The 7,286-nt window shown below is 46.5% G+C and carries 4 protein-coding genes; 2 read left to right on the top strand and 2 right to left on the bottom strand.

Translation table 11 applies throughout. From position 1 onward, the window contains the following. Nucleotides 1–251: 251 nt before the first annotated feature. Complete coding sequence (locus JW881_07440) at nucleotides 252–1,649, bottom strand: hypothetical protein (protein ID MBN1697331.1); 1,398 nt, start codon at nucleotides 1,647–1,649, stop codon at nucleotides 252–254. Between the two features lie 227 nt (nucleotides 1,650–1,876). Here JW881_07440 and JW881_07435 point away from each other — a divergent pair, with 227 nt between their 5' ends. Beyond that, nucleotides 1,877–4,741 (top strand): hypothetical protein, encoded by a 2,865-nt coding sequence (locus tag JW881_07435; GenBank protein ID MBN1697330.1) that lies wholly within the window; start codon nucleotides 1,877–1,879, stop codon nucleotides 4,739–4,741. An 88-nt stretch (nucleotides 4,742–4,829) separates the two neighbouring features. Beyond that, entirely contained in the window at nucleotides 4,830–5,153 is a 324-nt protein-coding gene (gene trxA, locus JW881_07430) for a thioredoxin (GenBank protein MBN1697329.1), read from the top strand. Between the two features lie 27 nt (nucleotides 5,154–5,180). Here the strand turns inward: trxA and JW881_07425 are convergent, their stop codons facing one another. Further along, nucleotides 5,181–7,241 (bottom strand): hypothetical protein, encoded by a 2,061-nt coding sequence (locus tag JW881_07425; protein ID MBN1697328.1) that lies wholly within the window; start codon nucleotides 7,239–7,241, stop codon nucleotides 5,181–5,183. Between the last annotated feature and the right edge of the window lie 45 nt (nucleotides 7,242–7,286).

The following is a 7,286-nucleotide window of genomic DNA, read 5'->3' as shown; positions in this document are numbered from 1 at the left end:
TGCGCGCTATGTTGGAATTGATTGCGCGCTATGTTGGAATTGATTGCGCGCTATGTTGGAATTGATTGCGCGCTATGTTCGTATTTCGGACGCATTATTTTCACATCGTCACAATATTGGCGGGCGATCAAGCGGGAGCCATTCATTCATCGGCGAACACACCGTTGATTCCGGGGAGCCGCTTTTACCGATAAAAAAAGGGGTGCTTCGAAGGAAACGGCACCCCTCCCGTATATGGCCTGATTATCACATTATTCTTCGAGTACGTCATCACCCGAGCACATATGAATGTAGCCGTGTTTTACCGACATCTCGCACTTTTTCCCGTTCGGGAAAGTATATTCACCGTCAAAGGTATCGCCGCACTTGTGCCCCTTGAATACTCCGCCCTTCTCGAATTTTATTTCGATTTTATTGGCGTTCCTGAAATCTTCTTTGCTGCAAAAACAAAACTGGTGATGTCCCCGCTTGATCCTTAGTCCGTAGATATCCAAAACCACCTCGTAGGTAACATCCCGGAAACCCCTCGAGGCCGAAAGGGTTCCTTCGAATTGATTCGTTCCTTCGCCGGTCTCGGCGACGTCGATGGATTGCACAAACGGCGCGCTTTTGAATTTTGTACTGACGGTATACCACGTACCTGAAAAAGTTTTAGCCTCTCCGTCCGCCGCCGAAATGTTGATTTCCTCTGTTACCTCGACATCAAAGAGATTGTACAGGCCCAGTGTACACTTCATTTTCGCCTTTACCGCCTTGTTTCCCGCCGGGTCCTCGTTCCATAACCGGACCGTTTCCGCGGTACGATAGACCTTGCATATTCCCTCGAGATTGGTCACTTCATAACTCTTCGAATATTTTGACCCGTCGTGTTCGACATAAAACTCGGTAATGTCGGAAGCCAACCTGAAAAACAGAAATACGGGCGGTATCTCCGATTCGACCCAGCAGGAGTAATCCTCGCCTGAGGCAATCACTGTCTGGGGTTCGGTTATCTCATCCGGGAAATCGAATGCGGGATCGGAAAAATCTTCCGGCATGATAAACACACTGCCGGAACCCACATCATACGTAAGATCATCCGACACCGTGTTTCTGACGATTGTTCGTTCTTCCTTGCGTCTGTCAAAGTATACTGTCTCGAGTTTGTCGTAAGCCAGGGGTTGTTCTTCGCCGAGGTCGTCGACAATTATCCAGCTGCCGGCGGCCACCCGGTATTCCTCGAGTTCATAAAAAACGGAAAGGGAAAGTGCGGGAAAGAGAAGCAGTTTCACATGATAGAAACCTTCTCCGTCCGGCGTCAATTCGAGTTTCGCCTGTGTCCCCGTTTCTCCGTAAAAATCATTGAAATAACCTGATGACGGACAAATCGCGACAGAACCATTATTGTATAGATCCCAGTAATTCTGTGGACTACCGTCCGGGGCATCGTCCGAGTAGGAAGGATCGAACGTTCTCCCTTTGGATTCGGCATCACAGACGGTGAGTGTTCCCGTAAAGGCCGGGATCATGTCCTGGAGGGTGCGGGCATCATCCAGTGCTTCCGTGAGATCGGGTCCGTTTAATGTACACGATATAAAACCCAGAATGGCAAAAACGATTATTATTTGACTTTTTATGATTCTCATTGTGCGGTGGGAAAACATCCTCATGATGGTATCCTCCTTTTTTATTTTTTTGAGAATCATCACACCCAGTTTAAATATACTGTTTAAAACAAGGATATGTCAATCTTTTTATTTAGAAAGTCGCCATTCCCCGTATGTTCGACATATATCGTCTATGAGTAAGACCGTCTTGTCTTTATTTCACTGAAAATGTCGTCATTCATCATGACGGATTGCATTATCGGGCTTTTTTTACTATTGTTTCAATGAGAATGTATAAATATCCAATCATCATCATTGTTGCGGTTTTCCTCTACACCGGTATTCTCTACGGCAGCCAGCCGATATCCGGGTGGAAGGAAATTCATACGGAACATTTCCGCTTTATTTACGAAGAAAAAGACAGTGCCGCGATAAGCGAACTCGTTACCTTTTGCGAAGATGTCTATGATCTTCTGGCCATCTATTTTGATTCATTTCCCGATACCGTTCACTGTGTCGTTTCCGGCAGATCCGATAATTCAAACGGGTACTTCCAGTATTACCCGGACATGATCAATCTCGAGATTTCATCCCCCTCCCTCTTCTGGATGGGGGCACGGACAGAGAACTGGTTGAAAATCCTACTCATCCATGAACTCACCCACTATATACATCTGAAATATGAAAAGGGATTTTTCGCCGCCCTTTCCCGTCTGTTCGGCGACAACGTCAAGGTAGCCCATACACCCTTTCTCTTTTCCCGCTGGATGATCGAAGGCATTTCGACCAACCTTGAAACACGCTTCACAAGCGGCGGGCGGGGAAGAAATCCTTTTTTCGAACTCTATTACAAGGCAATGGCGCTGGAAGAAAAATTCTTCTCGTTTCCACAGACAAATTACTCATCCGCGTATCCGCCCCCCGGAAGGGATTATATCGCCGGTTATATTTTGGTCGACTATCTCCTCGATACCTACGGGGAGGATATCTTTGTCCGTATTCATAAAAAATATGTCGCGTTTCCTTTTCTCGGGGTCGAAAGGGCGATTATTGCTGAAACAGGCAAATCGAGCAGGGAAATATTTTTCGAGACCAGACGGTTATTAACGGATAAGTACCGTCAATGCAGAGAAATAGAAGACGGAGAAAAGATTTCACCGGATACCTTCGGTGATTATCAGACACCCATTGAAACAAAGAAAGGGATATACTGCTACCGAAAGACACATGAGGTACGGCCCGCGATTGTATGTATCAATGAAACGGGAGAAAACGAAGAGGTTATTCTTGAAACCTCCTTAAGCGACGAAAACTCTTTTTCCGTAAATACGAACGGTGATCTGATTGTCTTTACATCATTCGATTTTGATTTCAGGAACCCCTCCTCAACACTCATCTCCTCCGATCTCTATGAATATTCATCTGAAACCGGCATTGTGCGTAAACTGACAGAAAAAACCCACCTTCACCACCCCGCTCTTTCTCCGGATGCAAACACCATCATCGCGGTGCAACGCAGCGGTTCGTACAGCAGACTCGTTGAAATCGACCGTGTCACCGGCGATGTTTCCCTTCTCTTTGCCATGAAAGAAACGAACGTTTACCATCCTGTTGTTTCACCTGATGGAAAAACATGCGCATTTGCGATCAATATCCGGGGTATGCAGGATATCGGTCTTCTCAATCTTGAAGAAGCGCCGAGGTACCCACTCGAAAGAGGGGGAATTCCCGAATCGTACAACGAGACACTCCTCCGCTATCCCTTTGGACCCGACAGGGAAGAAGATTATTATCCCAGGTTCATCGATCCCGATCACCTTCTCTTTACATCTGCGAGAAACGGAAACCTCGCCCTCTACCGTTGCGGAATCAATAATAATAAAGAAGAATTCGCCTTAGTGTGCGAAGACCCTGTCGGCGCCTTCGCCGGATGCGTTTCCGCTTCCCGTTTCGTATACACTTCCTATACGACAGACGGCTTTTGTATAAAAAAAAAGGAAGCCCCCCGGATCATTCCGGTTTCCATGGCTGTTCCCTCATCCGAATCTCCCACACCGCCGTTTCAATGGCGGCCGCTGCCCGAAGGGAAATCCTATATCGATACCCCGCATCCCCTCTTCTGGTTTCCCGTAATTTCCTTCGATGACGATGCATTGTCGCACTCGGGTATCGGTCTCTATGTCACCGGTATTTCACTGCTTGGAACCTCGTTCTGGCACCTCCTCGCCACCTTTCATCCCGAAGCCATGCAGCCGAAAATTGACGCTTCGTTTACGTTCCACATCAACGAAATCGGTATCACCTACGCACTGAACCATGATTATCAAGCTCGGACGGCCGATGAGAGGTATTTTCAGGAAACCCTGCATCACCAGTTGTCGCTCGATATTCCGCTTATCGCGGCACACCGGTTATTCATTTCCACTTCTTTGGCGTTTTCCCTCGGCATCACCCATTCTCTTGCCGTTCGCAGCCGGGACCCCTTCCCGTTCGTCAATGCCTTTGCTGCGGGGCCCCTCTCTTTTTTCAATCAGTACGGCCTTTTGACCGGTATCCGTTTTACCATTGAAAAACAGGGCGGACCCATGGATTTTTATTCCCCGATGCGTTTTCATACTGCATTGTCTTCTTATATATCGTGTCCCTTTTCTCCCGACTCGATCCCCGGTTTTCGGGCGGCGGGCACGGTATCGATCAACCTCCCCTCTCCCGTTCCACATAATGTTATACAGCCCTCGGTATCGGGGACTTACACGGCCGAAAGCCTCCTTTCCTCCGATAATCCTTTCCCGTTTTCGACGCTTTCTTCTCGGCTTATGTTTCTTGAAGAAAAACAACAGGAAGAAGGGAGACTCCTCTTCGGACTCGATTATCTCATTCCCCTCGCCCTTCTGGATCAGCCCCTTATTCTCGGATTTTATATGCTCCGTCTGGAAGGTTCCGTCTATCTGGAATATACGGCGGACTACCGGTTCAGGGAGCCGTATTTCGTTCCCCGGCGGTTTCTTTACGGTGGCGCGGAATTGACATTCACTTTCGGCCATGGCCCCTTTACGTTTCCATTTACCCTTGGGGCGGGTTTCCGATATGATATGGAATCCCGGGGGGAAAATATTCGGCTCGATATAGTACCGTATATAATGTTGATATATTAATCACTTGTCAAAATATCGGCAAAGAGATATGCTGAATACCGGCAGTATATATGGACTGAAACCCCGTGTGGAAAACGAGGAGGAGAGGATGGCAGATAAAAATCTACCGAAATCATTCGAAGAACTGATCCGTACATCGGGAAAACCCGTACTGGTCGATTTCTATGCGGACTGGTGCGGCCCGTGTAAAATGGTCTCGCCTGTCATACAACGAATAGCAAAAGAGTATTCGGGAAAACTCCTGACGATAAAAATCGATATCGACAGAAAGAAGGATATCGCATTACACTACGGCATCAACAGTGTTCCGACAATCATGATGTTTTTCCAGGGAAAAGAACTTATGCGCCTGCAGGGGGCGCGCCCCTATGATTCGATCAAATCGAATATCGAGCTTTTCTGGCCCGAATAACGGTCCCTTGTGTCAGGTTGGCGACTCTCAGGATTCGCCTTCTGCAGCAGCAGCTTCTTCCTGCGCCTCGCGGGGAAAGACCTTCTTGTATAGTTCATTGAGTTTTTCGTATTGCCGTTTCATCTCATCGTTGATTGTTTCAAGTTCTTCCGTAGAAAACTCTCTGTTGTATTGCGAACCTATCTCTTTTTTTAACCCGATAATCTCTTCGATTTCCTTTTGAAGGGAAGTGACCTGGTTTTTCGCCTCAGCGCGCATATCCCTGAATCGGTTTTTTCTGTTACTGCTTGCCTTGGCGATATTCGAGGAGATCCATTCCCCTTCTTCTGTGGCCGCAGCGATATCTTCCATAAATTCCCCGTATTCTTTCTCGACTATTTCCTTTTCCCGTAAAACCACTTTAATCATATCGGAAAAATTCTTTGTCGCCCTGGAAATCTTCGTCTGCGCGTTTTCGATTTCTCCACGCTCCACTACTTCTTCCCGCCTCATAAGCCCGTCGATGATTCTTTTGCCGTCCTTGATGGCAATAATGACGTCATTGACCTGCTTCGAAGCTTCCAGTACCTCTCTCCGCAGCGTAATCATCTCTTCCATTACTTTGTCGGTCAACGGCGTCTCACCGGTGACTATCTTCTCTATAATGAAAGTGGCATTGTTTATTTTTTTCACAACGTTTTCCGTGACCCTGTCGATGATATCCCGTTCGACCTTTTTCAAATTATTTTCGACTTCCTTCGCCGCATTCAAGTACGTATTTGCAACTTCATCAAAATTATACATGTCGAAAAACCCGTACGCATCCTTTATCCGGGGAAGAACATAGATATCTTTTTCCGCGATGAGGTGATCATAATTTTTCTTGAGTATCGGAACAAACCGCTCCCGCGCGGAATAGGAAATCTCGCTGAAAAAAACAAACATTATCCTGTTTTCAAGGTCGAACACCATTTCACGCTGCGGAGTTTTATACTGCTCTGAAACGGCCATAAAGACATCGAGTGCGTTTTCAAGGTTTTTTCTCCGGTTAATGACCGGCAGCTTCAGGAAGGATTCGAGTTCATACCATTGATCATCGTCCGAATACATATCGGCTTTGAAAAAAATATCGAGAAAGTTTTTCAACGCATCGATTGCGGGCTCGTATTCCATCTTTTTATCATAGAGTTTCGCGATCTCAAAATAGATATTCGCCCTTTCCACGCCTGTTTTGTCTTCGTGGGAAGCGATCTGCCGGTAGAGGTCTATCGTTTTGTCATAGCAGCCTTTTGCACGTTTATCGTCACCAACGAGGATATATCTGTTGCCGAGATATTCATATTGTTCGAGAAGTTCGTAACGTCTCTCGTCGCTTGCGGCCTTTTCTTTTTCACGGTCCAGATGTGTAAGGTATTCTTCCGCGATCTCCATATTTCCGAAATATTCCGATTCCACAAACAGGATCGTATGGTAAATGGATTCAAGTGATTCGGGCGATGTGGCTATATATTCTTTCAGGATTCTGAGGGATTTGATGTATATCTCAAAGACATCTTTCGCTTCTCCCTGGGGAACGGACCACTCGTTAAAAGCCCCGCTTTTGATGGTCATTTCATAACTTCCCTTGATCTTTTCAAGGACTTTGATCGCTTCACCTTCCACATAATCTCTGTCCGTTATTTTTCGCGGTTCGAAATATTCCATCTCGACATCGACATCTTCATCCGGAATATGTGTCTTGTCTTTCAGATAATCGAATATATCCGACACGGAACCCGATGTAATTTCATCGAGCCGTTCGAGCATGATGCTGCCGATCGCGTATCTCGATTCCGCCAGCCGTGCGTACTTCATCGCGACGGGTTGTGTGGATACAAACCAGGTAATGAAATAGAATATAACGAGTGCGTAAACAACGAGCAGGATTCGAATGATCAGGATGCCTTTTTCAAAATTTATCAGCAGAAAAAGGGTATGGATGAGGGCGACGGGGAGTGCAAGCGCTCCGTATATCCACCATAACACAAAATTACGGTTTTTTTTCCTGGCGATAAAAGCCGGGAAAAAACCGGCTACAATACTGACCAAAAAATAGATTAGTACAGCCATACTTTTCTCCTATTTCTTTCTCCTGATATATTCAAGGGCAGTATC

Source organism: Spirochaetales bacterium, assembly GCA_016930085.1.
Taxonomy (GTDB): Bacteria; Spirochaetota; Spirochaetia; order SZUA-6; family JAFGRV01; genus JAFGHO01.
This window is presented reverse-complemented; position numbering and strand designations above follow the sequence as displayed.

Excerpts from the sequence above, each read along its gene's own strand:
- JW881_07440 (MBN1697331.1), bottom strand. The coding sequence starts at position 1,649 with ATGAGGATGTTTTCCCACCGCACAATGAGAATCATAAAAAGTCAAATA.
- JW881_07435 (MBN1697330.1), top strand. The coding sequence starts at position 1,877 with ATGTATAAATATCCAATCATCATCATTGTTGCGGTTTTCCTCTACACC.
- trxA (MBN1697329.1), top strand. The coding sequence starts at position 4,830 with ATGGCAGATAAAAATCTACCGAAATCATTCGAAGAACTGATCCGTACA.
- JW881_07425 (MBN1697328.1), bottom strand. The coding sequence starts at position 7,241 with ATGGCTGTACTAATCTATTTTTTGGTCAGTATTGTAGCCGGTTTTTTC.